The sequence below is a fragment of the Neobacillus massiliamazoniensis genome (assembly GCF_001048695.1).
GTDB lineage: Bacteria > Bacillota > Bacilli > Bacillales > Cytobacillaceae > Neobacillus > Neobacillus massiliamazoniensis.
Map to the genome: position 1 here is coordinate 321,476 of NZ_CVRB01000004.1, position 17,377 is coordinate 338,852.

At 37.9% G+C, this 17,377-nt stretch carries 21 protein-coding genes; 2 read left to right on the forward strand and 19 right to left on the reverse strand.

Going from position 1 to position 17,377, the window contains the following annotated elements:
• Nucleotides 1-5: 5 nt before the first annotated feature.
• From BN1082_RS19425 to BN1082_RS19435, 3 genes are all read right to left on the reverse strand, one after another.
• Entirely contained in the window at nucleotides 6-425 is a 420-nt protein-coding gene (locus tag BN1082_RS19425) for a hypothetical protein (protein ID WP_425412184.1), read from the reverse strand.
• Nucleotides 426-538: 113 nt separating this feature from the next.
• Complete coding sequence (gene scpB / locus BN1082_RS19430) at nucleotides 539-1,126, reverse strand: SMC-Scp complex subunit ScpB (RefSeq protein WP_090637210.1); 588 nt, start codon at nucleotides 1,124-1,126, stop codon at nucleotides 539-541.
• Complete coding sequence (locus BN1082_RS19435) at nucleotides 1,113-1,883, reverse strand: segregation/condensation protein A (RefSeq protein ID WP_090637212.1); 771 nt, start codon at nucleotides 1,881-1,883, stop codon at nucleotides 1,113-1,115. The genes scpB and BN1082_RS19435 overlap by 14 nt, the downstream gene beginning before the upstream one ends.
• Nucleotides 1,884-2,088: 205 nt before the next feature.
• Between BN1082_RS19435 and BN1082_RS19440 the strand changes: the two genes are divergently transcribed.
• A complete protein-coding gene (locus tag BN1082_RS19440; RefSeq protein WP_090637214.1) occupies nucleotides 2,089-2,181 on the forward strand; it encodes a YjcZ family sporulation protein in 93 nt (30 codons plus the stop codon).
• A 258-nt stretch (nucleotides 2,182-2,439) separates the two neighbouring features.
• Complete coding sequence (locus BN1082_RS19445; protein ID WP_090637216.1) at nucleotides 2,440-2,961, forward strand: DUF309 domain-containing protein; 522 nt, start codon at nucleotides 2,440-2,442, stop codon at nucleotides 2,959-2,961.
• A gap of 27 nt (nucleotides 2,962-2,988) precedes the next feature.
• On the opposite strand, the gene BN1082_RS19450 is transcribed toward BN1082_RS19445, so the two are convergent.
• The 16 genes from BN1082_RS19450 to fur all read right to left on the reverse strand — a co-directional run bounded on the left by BN1082_RS19450 (nucleotide 2,989) and on the right by fur (nucleotide 17,356).
• The gene (locus tag BN1082_RS19450; protein WP_090637218.1) at nucleotides 2,989-3,339 is read right to left on the reverse strand and encodes a GNAT family N-acetyltransferase; all 351 of its coding nucleotides are present in this window, start codon (nucleotides 3,337-3,339) and stop codon (nucleotides 2,989-2,991) included.
• A gap of 616 nt (nucleotides 3,340-3,955) precedes the next feature.
• Nucleotides 3,956-5,260, reverse strand: a complete 1,305-nt coding sequence (lysA, locus tag BN1082_RS19455) for a diaminopimelate decarboxylase (protein WP_090637220.1) — start codon at nucleotides 5,258-5,260, stop codon at nucleotides 3,956-3,958.
• A gap of 172 nt (nucleotides 5,261-5,432) precedes the next feature.
• Nucleotides 5,433-6,914 (reverse strand): spore germination protein, encoded by a 1,482-nt coding sequence (locus BN1082_RS19460; RefSeq protein WP_090637222.1) that lies wholly within the window; start codon nucleotides 6,912-6,914, stop codon nucleotides 5,433-5,435.
• Nucleotides 6,865-7,476, reverse strand: a complete 612-nt coding sequence (gene spoVAEA / locus BN1082_RS19465; RefSeq protein WP_090637224.1) for a stage V sporulation protein SpoVABEA — start codon at nucleotides 7,474-7,476, stop codon at nucleotides 6,865-6,867. Before spoVAEA ends, BN1082_RS19460 begins: the two co-directional genes overlap by 50 nt.
• A gap of 26 nt (nucleotides 7,477-7,502) precedes the next feature.
• The gene (locus BN1082_RS19470; protein WP_090637226.1) at nucleotides 7,503-7,928 is read right to left on the reverse strand and encodes a stage V sporulation protein AB; all 426 of its coding nucleotides are present in this window, start codon (nucleotides 7,926-7,928) and stop codon (nucleotides 7,503-7,505) included.
• Nucleotides 7,918-8,538: a stage V sporulation protein AA gene (locus BN1082_RS19475; RefSeq protein WP_090637228.1), complete on the reverse strand. Its 621-nt coding sequence runs from the start codon at nucleotides 8,536-8,538 to the stop codon at nucleotides 7,918-7,920. Before BN1082_RS19475 ends, BN1082_RS19470 begins: the two co-directional genes overlap by 11 nt.
• 316 nt (nucleotides 8,539-8,854) lie before the next feature.
• Nucleotides 8,855-9,613, reverse strand: a complete 759-nt coding sequence (sigF, locus tag BN1082_RS19480; RefSeq protein WP_090637230.1) for an RNA polymerase sporulation sigma factor SigF — start codon at nucleotides 9,611-9,613, stop codon at nucleotides 8,855-8,857.
• A gap of 12 nt (nucleotides 9,614-9,625) precedes the next feature.
• Complete coding sequence (spoIIAB, locus tag BN1082_RS19485) at nucleotides 9,626-10,066, reverse strand: anti-sigma F factor (protein ID WP_090637232.1); 441 nt, start codon at nucleotides 10,064-10,066, stop codon at nucleotides 9,626-9,628.
• Between the two features lies 1 nt (nucleotide 10,067).
• Nucleotides 10,068-10,418, reverse strand: a complete 351-nt coding sequence (spoIIAA, locus tag BN1082_RS19490) for an anti-sigma F factor antagonist (protein WP_090637234.1) — start codon at nucleotides 10,416-10,418, stop codon at nucleotides 10,068-10,070.
• 268 nt (nucleotides 10,419-10,686) lie between these two features.
• Nucleotides 10,687-11,856, reverse strand: a complete 1,170-nt coding sequence (locus tag BN1082_RS19500) for a D-alanyl-D-alanine carboxypeptidase family protein (RefSeq protein WP_090637238.1) — start codon at nucleotides 11,854-11,856, stop codon at nucleotides 10,687-10,689.
• 119 nt (nucleotides 11,857-11,975) lie between these two features.
• Nucleotides 11,976-13,280 carry a pyrimidine-nucleoside phosphorylase gene (locus BN1082_RS19505; protein WP_090638437.1) on the reverse strand — a complete coding sequence of 435 codons (1,305 nt, stop codon included), beginning with the start codon at nucleotides 13,278-13,280 and terminating at the stop codon, nucleotides 11,976-11,978.
• A 13-nt stretch (nucleotides 13,281-13,293) separates the two neighbouring features.
• Entirely contained in the window at nucleotides 13,294-14,112 is an 819-nt protein-coding gene (locus BN1082_RS19510; protein ID WP_090637241.1) for a purine-nucleoside phosphorylase, read from the reverse strand.
• Between the two features lie 17 nt (nucleotides 14,113-14,129).
• Complete coding sequence (gene deoB, locus BN1082_RS19515) at nucleotides 14,130-15,314, reverse strand: phosphopentomutase (protein WP_090637243.1); 1,185 nt, start codon at nucleotides 15,312-15,314, stop codon at nucleotides 14,130-14,132.
• 206 nt (nucleotides 15,315-15,520) lie between these two features.
• Entirely contained in the window at nucleotides 15,521-16,414 is an 894-nt protein-coding gene (xerD, locus tag BN1082_RS19520; RefSeq protein ID WP_090637245.1) for a site-specific tyrosine recombinase XerD, read from the reverse strand.
• Nucleotides 16,415-16,419: 5 nt separating this feature from the next.
• Complete coding sequence (locus BN1082_RS19525) at nucleotides 16,420-16,647, reverse strand: YqzK family protein (RefSeq protein ID WP_090637247.1); 228 nt, start codon at nucleotides 16,645-16,647, stop codon at nucleotides 16,420-16,422.
• A 244-nt stretch (nucleotides 16,648-16,891) separates the two neighbouring features.
• A complete protein-coding gene (fur, locus tag BN1082_RS19530) occupies nucleotides 16,892-17,356 on the reverse strand; it encodes a ferric iron uptake transcriptional regulator (RefSeq protein WP_090637249.1) in 465 nt (154 codons plus the stop codon).
• Nucleotides 17,357-17,377: the final 21 nt, after the last annotated feature.

The following is a 17,377-nucleotide window of genomic DNA, read 5'->3' on the forward strand; positions in this document are numbered from 1 at the left end:
TGGAATTAATTTGGCTGCAAAATAAAATCTTGAGGTGAACTCACTACATAACCTTTTCTTTGCTTTATAGACATAAAGACTTCAGGTAATTTAGAAAAGTCAACATTTTGGAAATAAGCGGCAAATTCTTGCTTTGAATTAATATATAAGCGCTTCCGATGTTGCAGATCAGGATTTTTTAACAAACAAATAAGGGCGACAACATCTTTAAAATTTACATCCCTACCTTCGTGCACAAAAATAGGATCTTGGTCTGAAGTCATAAATTCACTGCGAATTTCTTCAAAATACCTTAGATACAAAACATGAAGCGTTCTTTCTTCAGCTTCTTCAGTAAAAGTAACCTCACTTCTATTAAAGAAATCTTCCGAGGTATTCGATTTTTCTTTTTCCAATTCATATCCAACGCATTCTCTAATAATCAATCTCATTCAGCTCCTTAGCCTGTCAAATAACCTAACAAAAGAATGTTATAAAGAACAAATTTCTTAAAAACGTACTTTTATTCTAGCATATATATGAATGAAGAGGTGTATGATTAGGAGTTAATCGTTTCCTGAAATTTTTCAAAAAATAAATCTGCTTCCTCTTGAACAAATTCTTCATTCACTTTTTCAGGGAGCTGTGGTAATTCTTCAATATTTTTTAGACCAAAATAATCAAGAAACTCTTTGGTTGTACCATATAAATATGCTCTTCCTGTTCCTTCTGCACGACCAACCTCTTTAATAAGGGCTTTTGCCATTAGCGTTTGCAGCGGCCGCTCAGTCTTAACACCACGAATTTCCTCTATTTCCGTACGAGTAATCGGCTGTTTGTAAGCAATAATTGCTAGTGTTTCAAGAGCAGCCTGTGAGAGGGTAGAGGTATTGGGGGAATCAACAAGTTTCTTTAAATAGATGGCATTTTCTTTCTTTGTAGCCAACTGATAAGTATTTGCCATTAGTACAATCTTTATTCCTCTTTTTTTGTCCTGGTCATACCCTTGTCTTAGTTCCTCGACAATTTCATTTGCCTTGTGTTCCTCAACTTCTAGAACCTCTGCAATTTGTTTTAATGAAAGTCCTTCATCACCTGCAGCAAACAAAAGACTTTCTAATATACTACTCCAATTAATAAGATTCAACCACCTGGACTCCTTTCTCTGCAGCAGCAACAAAAATCTCCCCGAAGTTTTCTTGTTGGTCCACATTAATCTCTTTTCTTTTAATCAGTTCTAAAATAGCCAAGAATGTCACAACAATATGTTCCTTTGCAGGTAAAGGGAATAAATCATGAAAGTTCACTCGTAAATGTTGCTGTTTTAAGCATTCCATAATCTCAGACATTCTTTTCTCAATGGATACCTCTTGTCGGGTAATTTTCGTCGCCATTGGCCGCTGCAGTTTTTTTCTTCTCATTAATTTTTGAAATGCTGCTAGCATGTCATAGAGAGAAACATTCAGTTCTGTTCTTTCCGACTGTCTTTCTTTAGCAAAATCCGAGAGATCGCTGGGCGGCTTGGTATATAATAAGCCCCTTTCCTCCTCAAGCGTCTTCAGATCAAGTGCTGCTTCCTTATACTTTCGATATTCAATTAAGCGCTCAACAAGCTCATCGCGCGGGTCTTCCTCAAATGTAAAGTCAGTTTCCTGTTCATCTACTATCTCTTCATGCTTAGGTAACAGCATCTTACTCTTAATTGCAAGCAGGGTTGCAGCCATTACCAAAAATTCACTAGCTACATCGAGCTTTAGTTCATTCATTGTTTTTATATACATTAAGTATTGCTCTGTAATCTGAGCTACAGGAATATCATATATATCAATTTCAAGCCGATTAATTAAATGGAGAAGTAAGTCTAAAGGTCCTTCAAATGCATCAATTTTTACCTGATATGGCATTAAATTTCACCAAATTCCTAAAAGTTTCACCTATTCTTTAACATGAATATTAATATTATAGAGGATTCTAAAGACTTATCCAATAGAAAAGTCAACCTGTTTGCGACCATGATGGTGAAAATCATGACGATGGCCCATAACAATGGACAACTACACCACATATGATGACATAGAAAAACCAATTATTTTATAGGAGGTATTCAATATGTCTGATGGTGTAGGCTTTGGTGGCGGATTTGCGTTAATCGTAGTTTTATTCATTTTGTTGATTATTGTTGGTGCCGCTTGGATTTGGTAAAATAAGTTTATTTACCAATTAAAAAGCGTACTAGTTCTTCATGAACTGGACATAAATGAAAAAGGATGTCCCAAACAAAGTGTCAGACCCCTCAATGTACAATTCATAGCTGAACTTTTTTTATGATGCGACTATATATTGTTAAGCGAGGGGTCAAACCATTGAGGGACATCCTCTTTTATATAAAAGAGTTTTTTTTTCAAGCAATCATCCTATTATGTTAAACTATACATAAAAATTATGACATGGAGGGATTCCTTGTACCCGCATGAGTATATTCAGTATTTAGTTCATTTTCATGGTGACCGAGATTATTTTGAGTGCCATGAAATACTTGAGGAGTATTGGAAAAAAAACGATCCCGGTAATAAAGATTCAATATGGGTTGGTCTTATTCTACTGTCGGTATCAAATTATCATCACCGAAGAGCGAATTTTAATGGTGCCAAGAGAACATTAAAAAAAGCAATAAAAATCTTTCTCTTACAGGAGAAATCCTTGAAATCATTAAGATTAAATCAAGAACAGTTGATGTCCTTGTTACAACAACGATTAGATATGATGGAAAAGGAAATAGCCTATAATAACTTTGATTTACCCATTTACGATTCAAGTCTTATTGATGCTTGTAAAAAGACAGCCAGTAAAATGGGAATAAAGCGGGGAAGTGAAAGTGACCTTATGAACATGGACATCATTCACAAGCATCTTGTAAGAGATAGAACGAGCGTGATTGAGGAACGAAATCGGGCAGTAAAATTCAGAAAAGGCAACAAATAACTCATTCGTTGCCTTTTCAATCACAGCTTAAGAAAAATCACATTTCTCGATAAATGAAGCTGTATGATCATTTGCAATAATTTTTTTACCGGGATACATTTCTTGCAAAGCCTTTACCATCCTTTTACCAACACCTTGAAAACGATGGGAAGGATTTACAGAAACATGCTGAATTTCTAATGTATTCTGATCATCATGATTAAGAACGCCGAGAAGTCCGATAATATCTTCTTCCTTCCATAGAAAAAGCTGCCACTTCTCATCATTTTCATATTCCCGCATGGTTACCTGCAGTTTCTTTAAGTCCTTCTCATTTGGCATAAAGGATAATAAACCCATTGCGATTTTTTCAAATGTTTTCTTATAACGAATTAACATAATAGACCCCTCATTATATTAAATAACCCCATAAAATTAACGGTTTAATAATCGTCTATTTTTTAAAGCAATCCTTCTATTTATGTTATGTAGTAAAATGAATTATGTTTCACTTACACCATCATACATAAATAACATTTATTCAGCAATGATAAATATTACGAATGTCTAGTGGCAAAAAAAAAGCAATAAATAATCCCCCAGATAATGGACAATCCCACAAGTATACCAAATAAGGCCCCATTTCTCTTTTTCATCAAAATCTTCCTCCAAAAGCAGGTAATGATTGTCCTTATCTATATTTTACACTAAATAACAAAATTAAGCCATTTTCCTTCTGATCAGTATAATTTAGAAAAGCGCAAGCGCCTTTGTCAGCCTGCCAGCATCGTTGAATAATCTTCCTTGCAGGCATGCGACTAGCTGAACATTAACTTCCTCGAATAAGCTGTGGCGCAAGAGCAGCGACAGTGGCTAGGCGCTCCGCCGAAAAACTCACGTTTTTCGGCGCGCGAGGTATCGCTTTCGAAGCTTACTCTTTTGGAGCTGGACAATTCTCAAGGTCAAATTTAATACTTTCTTATCCTATAAATAAAGCTGCCACAAAAATGGCAGCTTAATAAAGCGGCAGATCTAGCTTTATCAAATCCTCATACGATTCCCTTTTAACTACAAGAGTTGATTTCCCATTTTCCACAAAAACTACTGCTGGTCTGGGGAGACGGTTATAGTTATTAGCCATAGAATAGCCGTAAGCCCCTGTACAAAATACAGCAAGTATATCTTCATCATCAATTTCCGGTAATGGCAAATCCCAAATCAACATATCGCCTGATTCACAGCATTTCCCTGCGATTGAGACTACTTCTTTTACTTTCTCAAGCGGCTTATTTGCTAAGACAGCTTCATATTTTGCTTGATAGAGAGCGGGCCTAATATTATCACTCATACCACCATCTACCGCTAAATATTTTCTTACTCTAGGTACTTCTTTGGACGACCCAACTTGATATAAGGTGATTCCGGCATCCCCAACAAGAGATCGTCCCGGTTCTATCCAAATTTCTGGAAGTTTTAAGGAATGCTGTTCCGTCAATTTTTTAACCTCTTTAAGCATCTCACTTACATACTGGTATGGGGAGATGGGTTCATCTTCTTTTGTATATCTGATTCCAAAGCCCCCACCAAGGTTTAAAACTGTTGCTTCAAAAGAATATTTATTTTTCCAATGCAGCATTTGCTCTATTATTTTTTTAGCGGCTAATAGAACGCCCGTCGTTTCAAAAATTTGTGAACCAATATGGCAGTGAAGTCCCAATACCACAAAATTTTTAACATCAAGAACAGTTCTTAATGCTTCTTCCGCTTGGCCATTCTGTAAATCGAAACCAAATTTTGAATCCTCTTGACCTGTTAAAATATAATCATGTGTATGGGCTTCAACCCCAGGTGTAACCCTTAATAATATATTGATCGTTGCATTTTTTTCGCTGCAAATCGCTTTTAAAAGTTCAATTTCATAAAAATTATCGATGACAATGCAACCTATCCCAGACTCTACTGCCATCTCCAATTCTTGTTTGCTTTTATTATTTCCGTGAAAATGAATTCGTTCAACGGGGAAGCCTGCTTTAATAGCTGTATACAATTCACCGCCTGAGACGACGTCAAGGGATAATCCTTCTTCTTCTGCTAATTGAATCATAGCAATTGCCGAAAAAGCTTTGCTAGCATAAGCAACTTGAGATTTTACCTTTTGATCTTCAAAAGCCAACTTAAATCCTCTAGCCCGCTCTCTGATAAAAGCAACATCGTAGACATATAGCGGGGTTCCAAATTGCTTCGCTAAATCAATCGTATCTACATCGCCTATCGCCAGATTCCCTTTATTATTTATACTAGTCGATCCATAGGTATACATTCCCTTCCATCTCCCCGTACAGTACTTTACTAAAAAACAAATAGACAGAATTCATTAAAGAAACTGCCTATTTATATCTTTATAAAAATTAAATTTACTTTAGCATAACTACAAGAAAAGCGCAAGACGCCCGTATAGCGCCGTATGGACTGGAGCGCTTCGACTTCTTTTTTTATTCTTTAGGATTCTGACGGTAACGATTACGAGGATGAACAATGCTCGGTCTAAGTACCGAGCCAGGAATAGCTCTTCGAAAGATAATATGCAGGATCGCTTTTGGTTCAAAAGGAAGAAATGGCCAAAAATAGGGCGTATTTAATGCTCGCATACTTACAAGGAATATGAAAAATAAGGTGGATCCAATAACAAAACCGGCTGTGTGAAAGAAAGAAACCAAAAGCATTAATGATAATCTCGCAATTTTGTTGGCTATGCTTAATTCATAACTAGGCGTGGTAAACGTTCCAATCCCCGCAACTGCCGTATATAGGATAACCTCAGGCACGAATAGACCGACACTGATCGCAATTTGCCCAATCAATACAGCAGCGATTAAGCCCATGGCGGTTGATAATGGGCTTGGGGTATGTATGGCCGCAATCCTTAAAAATTCAATTCCAAAATCCGCTAAAAATAGTTGGACTATGATTGGTATATTGGTTTGTGCATTTGGCCCTATAAAGGAAAGCTTTTCAGGTAACAAAGACGGTTCTAATACAAACAAAAGCCACAAAGGAGTTAAGAAAATAGACGTAAAGACACCTAAAAAACGAGTCCAACGGACAAATGTCCCCATCGCTGGTGATTCCCGAAATTCTTCAGCGTGCTGCAAATGATGAAAAAAAGTAGCAGGCGTTATGATTACACTTGGCGATGTATCACAAACGATTATTACGTGACCTTCTAAAATATGAGCAGCAGCCACATCTGCTCTTTCAGTATACCTTATACGCGGATAGGGGTTAAAACCTTGTTTAATAATAAACTCTTCAATCGTTTTATCAGCCATTGGAATACCATCAATATTTATTTCATTTATTTCTTTTCTGATAATATTTAATAAATCCGGGTCTGCCACATCTTCCAAATAGGTTATTGCAACATCTGTTTTCGAACGTTTTCCAACCCTGATCAATTCAAATCGAAGTCTTTCGTCTCTTATTCTCCTTCTAATTAAAGCTGTATTCATTATGATATTTTCGACAAAGCCGTCACGTGCACCGCGGACTACCTTTTCAGTATCTGGCTCTTGCGGCGTGCGTCCAGGATAGTTTCTTACATCAACGATAAATGCTCTATCTGCACCATCAATTACCACTGCAGTTTGTCCAGAAAATAAGAAAGTGACCAGATCAGATAATGTGTAAATAGGTAAAACAGATTGATTGACAAGCCGATTTTCAATGATTTTAAATACATCTGCTGACCTTTTTTCATGGTCATTAATCTCCACTAACTCTTCAATCAGTTCAATAAGAAATCGAGTATCACATAAGCCACTGACAGAATAGATATGGACATCTGTATTTAATATCTTTAACTTTCGTAGATTTAAATCAAAGCTAATTCCAAGCCCTACCCTTTGCTTCATATAATGTTCAATTTCAGTTACCGATTGGGGGATTGGCCATTTTTGATCCTCTGATATTACCATGGAAACCACTCCTTTCGAGGATAAGTTCTACTGCTTTTTTCGTAACAGGCGATCCGATTTTATAGTCGTCTCGTCTAGCCATTTTGCCAATATCACCAATTCCAACGATTAATGGGACATCTAATTCATCGAGGCAGTAAACCGTATCTCCATTTATTCTCCCAATTTCCATCTCAGGTATACCTAATTTATCTACACCATATGAAGTTAACTCCCCTTCACAGTCGATGCTAACATCCACCCTTGCCCATTCCTCATGTCTTGATTTTGCTGCAACTGCAATAATACCCAAGACCTCTATATCCTGATGGTTGGCTACATATTTCAAAGCACTTTCTCCCGCACCTTCTCCAACAATCCCACTGTCATCAAACATCACAAGTACAGGATCATGACGGGCTTTTTTAATCAATTGAACCAACTCAGGTCCTGTTACTTTTGTTGGATTCCCTTTGGAAGCAGAAATACACCTTCCGCCAATTTCCTTTGCTACCTGTTGGACTGCCTTATTCGCGTACTCATCACCATCCGTGATTAAGATAACGCTTCTCCTTGTACTCATACTGTGATGTCCTTTCATTTATGGGTTTAACTATGATGAATAAAATAAACCCATTGAAAAATCGATCCGCATATTTTTCCTAAGACAATTGCCATGATTAAGATAATGATTTTACCATCCAAATGAATCCTTTTTGCTAAAATGGGAATGACATTCAAAACCTCAGTCAGAGCGGCAGCCAGCATCCCTACAAAGACACCATCTGTTAATCCAAGCGGTATGAGAAAGTAAGCTGAAATTCCTATAATTGGATCCCACAAACTTGCCCAGACCCCCGTAAGTGCACCTATGATGACTGTCCACTCGTAATGATGAATTAATTTCATTGTTTTAGTGAGTTGCGTTAGTCTTGGAATGATCCCAAGAACGGTTAGGAATGCGACAAATCCTGAGCCTACGGCCAATCCGCTTGCAAAACCTAGAAACATGACAGCGATAATTTTAATCGTCAACAAGATTTTTCATACTTTCTTTATTTTCATGGATAATCACATAATTATCTAAATCCATTTGATAATTAAACATTTCTACTTCTAGCGGACTAGGTTCTTCATTGAAACGTTTTTGAAAAAAATGATTAAAAAATAAAATCATTCCAAGCCCTAATCCTAGTGAATAAGGAATTTGAAATAGCAGTGGCTTTGGATCTACCTTACCAGTAATAATCGTGTAAATTTTTTCATGAACATTTTTCATACTAACATCGTCATGAAAATTCATAATCGCCATCATCGAACCAAAAAATAGTAAAAACCATATTAAAAGAAAAAAAACTGTAGAAACTTTTTTTTTCTTTTCCATCACTTCGATGATCGTTTGTGCCGGGCCTATGGTTTGAATGTCCATTTCAGCAAATAGCTCTGTAATGTGATGGATAACTTTCATGACATCAATAATGGCAATATTTCGATCCATTTGTGAAAGATGATAAATTTTTAAATTTTGCAATGTTGGCAAGCAGATTTCAGGAGCAATGATTTGGGCAACATCTTTTAATAAAATTATTTGATTAGGACGGGCTTGAACACGATTCCGCATTCGGATGTAAATTGATTTTTCCAAAACATTCTCCCCCATACTTAGATTTCATGTGTAATTAGTATGAGTAAAACTCATTCTTTTCATGAATTCGTGCAATAAATTTATCGTTTTCAAATGTTTAGAAATAAGGCTGTGTTAAACTTGCTTGTTGATTTGCGCTCCAGGCGCTTCGCTTTCCGCGGGCGTTCCGGGGAGCCTCCTCGGCGCTTAAGCGCCTGTGGGGTCTCCCCTGCCCCGTACTCCCGCAGGAGTCTCGCTCCTTCCGCTCCAATCAACATAGTTTCAAAAATCAACAATGACCTTTAACATAGCCAAAAATTAAAAAGACCGAATGGATTTATAAATCCATTCGGTCTTTCATTTGCTGTAAAATCTTTTTTTCCAGTCTTGACACCTGAACTTGGGAAATACCAAGCCGAAGTGCTACTTCAGATTGGGTTTGGTCTTTATAATATCTTAAATAGACAATGAGTCTTTCGCGCTCATCCAATTCACGGATTGCTTCTTTTAAAGCGATTTTATCAAACCATTTTCCTTCATTACCGTCATCAATCTGATCTAATAACGTAATCGGATCGCCATCGTTTTCATAAACGGTTTCATGAATAGATGAGGGTGTCCGGCTTGCTTCCTGGGCGAGAACAACATCCTCTGAAGAGACTCCAAGATGCTCAGCTATTTCTCCCACAGTTGGAACCCTTCCAAAGGTCTTCGATAATTCATCCTTTGCTTTTCGGATTCGGTTCCCCATCTCTTTCAATGATCGGCTTACCTTTACCGTTCCATCATCACGGATAAATCTTTGAATTTCACCTATTATCATCGGAACAGCATAAGTAGAAAACTTTACATCGTAGGAAAGGTCGAACTTATCTACAGATTTTAACAGTCCGATACAGCCAATTTGAAAGAGATCATCGGGATCATAGCCCCGATTAAGAAAACGTTGGACAACTGACCATACGAGGCGCATATTTTTTTCAACGATTAAATCCCTCGATTCTTGGCTTCCTTCTTGACTCTTTTTAATAAGCTCCTTTACCTCATGATCCTTTAAAAACGGTTGGTTTTTTTCGTTCTTGACCTCCACATCCATCGGCAAGTCTCCTTAATTGCAAAGCATTTTGTGCATTTTTAAATGCTTTCGTAGTCTCACTTCGGTGCCTCTACCTGGCTGCGTAAGAACCTCTACCTCATCCATGAAATTCTCCATGATGGTAAAACCCATTCCGGATCTCTCCAAATCCGGTTTTGTTGTAAATAATGGCTGACGAGCTTCCTCTACATCTACAATTCCCAAGCCCTCATCTTTAATTAACATTTCAATTAAATGATCTTCAATAGACACCTCAATATAGACAATTCCACTAGGATCATTTTCATAACCATGTATGATTGCATTGGTTACAGCTTCTGATACTACGGTTTTAATTTCTGTCAGCTCATCCAATGTCGGATCAAGCTGGGCAATAAATGCGGCTACTGTAACACGAGCAAAGGATTCATTTCGGCTTAAAGCGCTGAACTGAAGCTTCATTACATTCTTCATCTCAAGCTACCCCCAATCTTTGCAATGCATATTCTTCTGTCGGCTCTATTTTAATAATTTTAAACAAACCTGACATGTCGAATAATCTATCAATTGCTGGGGATATTGCACAAACAACCATTTCACCATGGACTTGCTTGATTTGTTTATATCTACCTAAAATCACTCCTAGTCCAGAGCTATCCATAAAGTGCAGATGTTCAAGATTTAAGACAATATGCAGAACATTATTCTTCTCCATCATGTTTGTGACCTGGTCACGGAGTTGATCGGCTGTATGATGATCCAATTCACCACTCAAGCGAATACATAAAACGTCTTGTATCATTTCCAACTCAATGTGTAGACTCACTATCACTAGCCTCCTTAAACTGGTATAGTGAGTCTATTCGCTTCTTAAACGATAATTTCCTTCTGGAGGGACAAAACTAGTCGTGATTCGCTAAAAGAAGTGTTTATTTTTGGCATTCGACATCATGGTGCCTTCCGCTTTTCTTTTGTCCAGCATCAGCGCCTAGGGGCTCGGGGTCATAAGCCGTTCCGTCATGAAGGTTAAAAACCAACCTTCAAGCCGGCTCGTCTTATGCCAGTCGCCCCTGACCAAGGCGCTTCCGCTTTTCTTATTCACCTGCTTTTGTAAACATGCCAAATGCACGTTTATAAAGGGTCCACCATCCTGCCTCTTTAACTTCCTTATTTGCAACTAATGGACTTTCAAGGATTACTTTTCCATTCTTAATTAGCTTAATCGTACCAACGCGGTCTCCCTTGTTTACAGGAGCATTTATATTCTTATTCAGTATGACCTTTTGTTTTACATCCTCAGTCTTTTCACCTTTTTTGGTAAGCAATGAGAGATGCTCACTCGTGACAACTTGAACGGTCTTTTCTTTGCCTTTGCTTACTTTAGCACTGCCAATCACTTGATTTCGCTTAAGTATTGGATGTGTTTGGTATTGGCTAAATGCATAGTTTAGCATTTTCGTGACCTGTGCATTTCTCTCTTTTGATGTTGGAGCGCCAAATACTACTGCAATCACACGCATTCCGTTCTTCTGGGCCGTTGCAGTCAAGCAGTATTTTGCTTCAGCGGTAAATCCCGTTTTTAATCCATCTACTCCAGGATAAAATCGCACTAATTTATTTGTGTTAACAAGCCAGAATTTTTTGTCAGTATTTTCGCGTAAATACGATTCATACATTCCGGTGAATTTTGTAATTTCATCATATTTTAAAAGTTCCTTTGCCATGATAGCCATATCGTATGCACAGCTATAGTGACCTTTTTCCGGCAATCCTGTTGTGTTCTTAAAATGGGTATGCTTTAAGCCTAGTTCTTTTGCTTTTTCATTCATTTTGTCGACAAACGCTTCCTCTGATCCGGCAATTCTCTCAGCCATTGCTACAGAAGCATCATTTCCGGAACCTATCGCAATTCCTTTTAACATTTCTCTTGTTGTCATTTCTTCCCCTGGTTCAAGAAATATTTGTGACCCCCCCATTGAAGCAGCATATTCACTTGTGCGGACTTTTTCATTCCAAGTAAGCTTCCCTTGATCAATGGCTTCCATGATTAATAGCATTGTCATAATTTTGGTCATACTTGCAGGTGGAAGCTCTTCCTTACTATTTTTATCGTAGAGAATTGTACCCGTATCACGTTCAATTAAGATTGCTGAACTAACGTTATCTACAAGATCAGTAGTCGTTTTTTCCTCAGCAAATGCGGAAGGAAGACTAATGCTTGTTACCATAAAGAGTAATATCATTAAAGAGACAAATCGTTTCATTCACATAACCCTCCATTCTTTATAATCTCCATTTTTTCCAAATTAAACAACTTTATACAGCTTTTTCCGCCTGAAGACATAAAAAAAGCCTGGGACAGTTCCCAGGCTTTCTTAAATTATTATTCAGTTATTTCGCCATGAATAAGGATTGGTGCATCCACTTTGGCGGATGAAATTTTTATATTTTCATAAAGCTTTTCTTTTACTTCAGCAACATCCTCAAAATTACTGTAAATTGTCACTAAAGACTCACCTTTTTTCACATGGTCACCAATTTTCTTTCTTAAAACAAGACCGACTGCTAAATCAATAACAGATTCCTTTGTCGCCCGGCCTGCTCCTAAGATCATCGCTGCAGTTCCAACTTCATCCGCAACGATTTCGGCTACATAGCCGTCTTCCTTCGCTTCAAGTTCGAACGTGAATTTCGCTTGTGGTAATTTAGAAGGATCATCAACAATAGAAGCATCCCCACCTTGAGAGCTTAAGAATACCTTTAATTTATCCAAAGCTGAACCATCATTGATTGCTTTTTCAAGCATAGCTCGAGCCTCTTTAAGAGAAGAAGCCTTATTAGCCAAATATACCATATGGCTTCCAAGTGTTAAACAGAGTTCTGTTAAATCCTCTGGACCTTCCCCTTTTAATGTGTCGATCGCTTCTTTCACTTCAAGTGCATTACCAATCGCATATCCAAGCGGTTGACCCATATCCGATATGACAGCCATCGTTCTTCTGCCAACATTATTACCAATTCGAACCATTGCCTTTGCCAATTCCTTGGAATCTTCGAGTGTCTTCATGAACGCACCAGCACCCGTTTTTACATCAAGAACAATCGCATCTGCACCAGCAGCAATCTTCTTGCTCATAATTGAGCTTGCAATTAAAGGAATGCTGTCTACTGTTGCCGTAACATCTCTTAAGGCATATAGTTTCTTATCTGCAGGAGTTAAGTTTCCGCTCTGTCCAATGACAGCGATTTTATTTTTATTAACTAATTCTATAAATTCATTATTTTCAATTTCAACATGGAAGCCCTTGACTGATTCAAGTTTATCAATGGTGCCACCGGTATGGCCCAAGCCACGTCCAGACATTTTTGCAACAGGTACACCTACTGCAGCTACTAACGGACCAAGGACAAGAGTCGTCGTGTCACCTACTCCACCAGTCGAGTGTTTGTCTACTTTGATCCCTTCGATTTGTGATAAATCAATTTGATCGCCTGATTTCACCATTGCCATTGTTAAATCTGCGCGCTCTTTTTCCGTCATCCCTTTAAAAAAGATCGCCATTGTAAGGGCGCTAATTTGGTAATCTGGAATGGTGCCATCCGTATAGCCATTGATAATAAAATTAATTTCTTCCGTTGATAATTCGTGCCCATCTCTTTTCTTCTCAATTAAATCAACCATTCTCATCATATATCACCACTTATCCAATTGATTTAACAATTTCCTTAATATAGCGTAGGAAATTGGCTTTTACTTTTTCAGTTGTTTCAATGACTTCTACATGTGACAACGGCTGATCGAGAATGCCTGCTGCCATATTGGTGATACAAGAAATTCCAAGAACCTTTAAACCACCATGTTGGGCTACGATAACCTCTGCAACAGTTGACATCCCAACTGCATCACCACCCAAGGTCCTCACCATCCGAATTTCAGCCGGTGTTTCATAAGTTGGGCCAGAAAATCCAACATAAACGCCTTCTTTAACATCGATATTTAGGCGGCTGGCAATTTCTTTTGCAGTAGAACGTAAATCTTTTGAATACGCTTCGGACATATCTGGGAAACGAGCTCCGAGACGAGAATCATTTGGTCCAATTAACGGGTTATTACCGGTAAAATTAATATGATCAGTAATAATCATTAAATCTCCAGGTACATAGCTTTCATTTACCCCTCCGGCTGCATTGGTAACAATTAACGTATCAACGCCTAATTCCTTCATAACACGAACTGGAAAAGTAACTTTATCGAAGCTATAGCCTTCATAGTAGTGAAAGCGACCTTGCATTGCAACAACTTCAACTCCATTAAGTAGACCAAAGACAAGCTGTCCTGCATGTCCTTCAACCGTTGAAACAGGAAAATCAGGGATTTGATTGTAAGGAATCTTTACCGGATTCTCAATTTCATCCGCTAAAACACCTAGTCCAGAGCCTAAGATGAGGCCTAGTTTAGGGGTTTTAGAATATTTTTCTTTTAAAAACGAAGCAGCATTTTGTATTTTTTCAAAATCCATTGTAAATTCTCCTCTCATTATAACAAATCCTTCAAGAAACTTTTTCCATATTTAGGCATATTCACATTGAAATTTTCAGCAACTGTTGCACCAAGGTCTGCAAAGGTTTCTCTTAAAGGTAGTTCCTTACCTTCTTGCATTTGCTTTGAGTAAACGAGCAATGGTACATATTCACGTGTATGGTCAGTACCAGGTGCAATTGGGTCATTACCGTGGTCGGCTGTAATCATTAATAAATCGTCATCTTTCATTTTTGCAAAGAATTCAGGCAGACGAGCATCATATTCTTCAAGGGCCTTTCCGTATCCAATCGGATCACGACGGTGTCCGTAAAGAGCATCGAAATCAACTAAGTTTACGAAGCTGATTCCTGTGAAGTCCATGTCTTGGGTTTGAATAAGCTTATCCATACCATCCATATTAGAGACGGTTCTTAATGCTTTCGTTACACCTTCTCCGTCATAAATGTCGGATATTTTCCCAATAGCTATAACATCAAAGCCAGAATCCTTTAATTCACTCATGACTGTACGATCAAATGGCTTTAACGCATAGTCATGGCGATTGGAAGTCCGCTTAAAGTTTCCTGGTTCGCCTAAGAATGGACGGGCAATAACGCGTCCTACCATATATTTTTCATCAAGAGTTACCTCTCGGGCAATTTTACAAATTTTATATAACTCATCTAGTGGAACAATCTCTTCATGTGCGGCAATTTGCAAAACGGAATCTGCAGATGTATAAACAATGAGAGCACCTGTTTTCATATGCTCTTCTCCTAGTTCAACGAGAATTTCCGTTCCACTAGCAGGTTTATTTCCGATAATCTTTCTTCCACTTCGTTTTTCTAATTCAGAAATAAGCTCTTCCGGAAAACCTTCAGGGAAGACACGGAAAGGAGTTTGAATGTTTAAACCCATAATCTCCCAATGTCCAGTCATCGTATCTTTTCCGTTTGATGCTTCCTGCATTTTAGTATAAAAAGCTAATGGTTTTCCAGCTTTTGGAACCCCTTTTATTTCACGAATATTACTTAATCCTAGTTTTGCCATATTCGGCATATTAAGTCCATTCATTTTCTCAGCAATATGACCGTAAGTATCGGCACCCTTGTCGCCAAACTTTTCTGCATCAGGCGCTTCTCCGATACCGACCGAGTCCATTACGATAATAAATACGCGTTTATATGTAGTTACAGTCATTCAGTTTTCCTCCCAATCTAATGGTAACGATTACAAAAAATAGACATAAATAGGTTGCCCTGTTCCTAATGAATTAATCTAAAAAAATATAAATATTCGTCAGAAGTCTGACATCTATATTTTACTATTTGTTTTCAAAAATACAAGAAAAAAGCCCCCAAATTTTTTGGCAGCTTTTTGAACTTTTTCTTTATACTATTATTCTATTAAGCTCGAGGATGAAATTTACTATAGACATCCTTTAACCTTGTTTTCGATAGATTTGTATACATTTGCGTTGTTGAAATATCCGCATGACCAAGCATTTCCTGAACCGCCCGAAGATCAGCACCATTTTCTACTAGATGGGTAGCGAAAGAATGGCGAAGTGTATGTGGTGTCAGTTCTTTTTTAATTCCAGCTTCCTTCACCAGCTTTTTTAAAATCTTCCAAAACCCTTGACGAGTTAAGCGTTTACCCTGATGGTTTAAGAACAGAGCATCATCACGATACTTTTTAGATACAAAATGGGGTCTCCCTTGCTCTAAATAGTTTTTTATCGATTCTGCAGCTTTTTTTCCTAGTGGAATAATTCGCTCTTTATTCCCTTTTCCAATGACCCGAATCAATCCCATTTCTAAATGTAGGTTATCTAAATCAAGGCTAACTAACTCACTGACACGAATCCCTGTTGCATAAAGGAGCTCGAGCATAGCCTTGTCCCTTAAACCATAATGATCATGGGATTTGGGCGAATCCAAAAGTATTTCTACTTCCTGTAGGCTTAAAACCTTTGGTATCGACCTCTCAAGCCTCGGTGATTCAATGTGAACCGATGGATCATGGTCAGTTGCTTTAGCCCTTAATAAAAATTGATGAAAAGCACGAACAGAAGCCACATGCCTTGCCAAGGTTTTTGACGATTTCCCCTGTTCTTTTAATGACGCAAGAAAATGGACAATATGAATACGCTGTACTTCATTTAAGGAGTGAATAGACTCGACATTTTTCAAATAATGCAGATAGCTTTTTAAATCGCGTTCATATGACAATATGGTATTATTGGAAAGTCCTTTTTCAACGATTAAAAAGCGCATAAAATCCTTTAATTGATCTTCCATACTCTCTACTCCCCATTTAAATAAAACAGTTTCAGCCGGTCCAGCATGGAAGAGGCCTCTTCTTCCACTGCATTGGAAACCTTTACTGCATCCCCTCGCGGCTTATCATATTGATGATAGTTTTGATATTCTTCATTTACCCACATGATACCATAATAAAAGAGGATCGTGCACCCAGTGAATATAATAAAAACCTTTATGGTTTGAAACACAACTTGAAAAAAAGAAAACATCCTTCTTCCCCCAAACTAGAGATCATTCTAGTAAAGGGTATGCCAGATTGTCCATGTTTTATACCTGAACTGTCGGACTATTTTAAAAAAAGGCTATATTAGACTTGCCTGTTGATTTGCGCTCAGGAAGCGAGCATCCGCGGCCGTTCCGCTCCAATCAACATAGTTTCAAAAATCAACAATGACCTTTAACACAGACTAAAAAAAAGAAAAAGCCCTTTTCAGCCAAAAGGACCTTTGTTTACTATGCGTTTTTTTCTACGACCTCCGCTTTATCCTTGCAGCGATGACAAATGCCATGAAAGGTTAGACGATGATCTTTTATTATAAAATTCCATCTAGCTTCTACGACTGCCTCAACATCCTCAAGTAGGTCTTCTTGAATTTCATCAACTGCACCACATTCAATACAGACAAGATGATGGTGAAAATGGGCGGCACCTTCCTGACGAAGATCGTATCTTGATACACCATCACCAAAATTAATTTTATCGACGATTTTTAATTCAGTTAACAACTCCAATGTACGATAAACAGTTGCTAAACCGATTTCAGGCGACGTTTCCTTTACGAGGAGGTATACATCTTCTGCGCTTAAATGATCCTCTTCATTCTCCAGCAAAACACGAACTGTTGCTTCACGCTGTGGTGTCAGCTTATAGCTCGATGAATGCAACTGTTTCTTAATTCTCTCAATCCTAGTTTCCATTCCGAAGTTCCTCCCTCGCCA

What these genes read in the sequence shown, in the direction of transcription:
- BN1082_RS19500 (WP_090637238.1), bottom strand. Translation starts at nt 11,856, where the DNA reads ATGAAACGATTTGTCTCTTTAATGATATTACTCTTTATGGTAACAAGC.
- BN1082_RS19460 (WP_090637222.1), bottom strand. Translation starts at nt 6,914, where the DNA reads ATGGTAATATCAGAGGATCAAAAATGGCCAATCCCCCAATCGGTAACT.
- BN1082_RS19510 (WP_090637241.1), bottom strand. Translation starts at nt 14,112, where the DNA reads ATGGATTTTGAAAAAATACAAAATGCTGCTTCGTTTTTAAAAGAAAAA.
- sigF (WP_090637230.1), bottom strand. Translation starts at nt 9,613, where the DNA reads ATGGATGTGGAGGTCAAGAACGAAAAAAACCAACCGTTTTTAAAGGAT.
- spoVAEA (WP_090637224.1), bottom strand. Translation starts at nt 7,476, where the DNA reads ATGAGTACAAGGAGAAGCGTTATCTTAATCACGGATGGTGATGAGTAC.
- deoB (WP_090637243.1), bottom strand. Translation starts at nt 15,314, where the DNA reads ATGACTGTAACTACATATAAACGCGTATTTATTATCGTAATGGACTCG.
- BN1082_RS19435 (WP_090637212.1), bottom strand. Translation starts at nt 1,883, where the DNA reads ATGCCATATCAGGTAAAAATTGATGCATTTGAAGGACCTTTAGACTTA.
- BN1082_RS19450 (WP_090637218.1), bottom strand. Translation starts at nt 3,339, where the DNA reads ATGTTAATTCGTTATAAGAAAACATTTGAAAAAATCGCAATGGGTTTA.
- spoIIAB (WP_090637232.1), bottom strand. Translation starts at nt 10,066, where the DNA reads ATGAAGAATGTAATGAAGCTTCAGTTCAGCGCTTTAAGCCGAAATGAA.
- BN1082_RS19440 (WP_090637214.1), top strand. Translation starts at nt 2,089, where the DNA reads ATGTCTGATGGTGTAGGCTTTGGTGGCGGATTTGCGTTAATCGTAGTT.
- BN1082_RS19505 (WP_090638437.1), bottom strand. Translation starts at nt 13,280, where the DNA reads ATGAGAATGGTTGATTTAATTGAGAAGAAAAGAGATGGGCACGAATTA.
- lysA (WP_090637220.1), bottom strand. Translation starts at nt 5,260, where the DNA reads ATGTATACCTATGGATCGACTAGTATAAATAATAAAGGGAATCTGGCG.
- xerD (WP_090637245.1), bottom strand. Translation starts at nt 16,414, where the DNA reads ATGGAAGATCAATTAAAGGATTTTATGCGCTTTTTAATCGTTGAAAAA.
- fur (WP_090637249.1), bottom strand. Translation starts at nt 17,356, where the DNA reads ATGGAAACTAGGATTGAGAGAATTAAGAAACAGTTGCATTCATCGAGC.
- BN1082_RS19525 (WP_090637247.1), bottom strand. Translation starts at nt 16,647, where the DNA reads ATGTTTTCTTTTTTTCAAGTTGTGTTTCAAACCATAAAGGTTTTTATT.